This is a genomic window from Deinococcus pimensis DSM 21231, assembly GCF_000519345.1.
In the GTDB taxonomy this organism is placed as follows: domain Bacteria; phylum Deinococcota; class Deinococci; order Deinococcales; family Deinococcaceae; genus Deinococcus_A; species Deinococcus_A pimensis.
This window is the reverse complement of record NZ_KI912617.1, coordinates 150,232-150,787: the sequence shown is the minus strand read 5'-3', so window position 1 is coordinate 150,787 and position 556 is coordinate 150,232. Positions and strand designations below refer to the sequence as shown.

Annotated in this window: 1 protein-coding gene; it reads left to right on the top strand. The window is 73.7% G+C overall.

What is annotated here, in order from left to right:
• Positions 1–28: 28 nt before the first annotated feature.
• On the top strand, positions 29–556 hold a 528-nt coding region (locus DEIPI_RS27535), incomplete at its 3' end, for a putative ABC transporter permease subunit (protein ID WP_425387822.1).

The following is a 556-nucleotide window of genomic DNA, read 5'->3' as shown; positions in this document are numbered from 1 at the left end:
CCCACCGCGCCGTCCGCGCGCCCCGTCCCTGCTGGGCCTCAAGGGCCGCGCGCTCGTCAACGCGCTCGCGCGTGGGCCGAAGGCGGGCTTCGCGTTCCTCGCCCTGCTGGCCGCGCTGCTCGTCTGGGGCGAGGTGGAGGGCACCCTGCGCGCCCTGCGCTTCCTCAACGGGTTCGGCTCGATCGGCACGGCCGTCTTCCGGCGCGTGCTGGAGATCGGCCTGATCGTCCTGTCGGCGGGCGTGACCTTCAGCGCCGTCACCACCGCGATCAGCACCCTCTACCTCAGCGACGACCTCAACTTCCTCCTCACGCAGCCCCTCCCGGCGCGGCGCGTGTTCGCGCTGAAGGTGCTGGAGACGTACCTGTCGGCGGCGCTCGTGCCGACCGTGCTGACCCTGCCGATCCTCATGGCGGTCGGCGCGTTCTTCGGCGCGGCCTGGTGGTACTTTCCGCTCGCGCTGCTCGCCTGCGCCCTCACGTACGCCCTGCCCGTCGGGCTCGGCGCGGGCATCGCGGTGCTGCTCATGCGGGTCGCGCCGCTCGGCCGCGTCCGC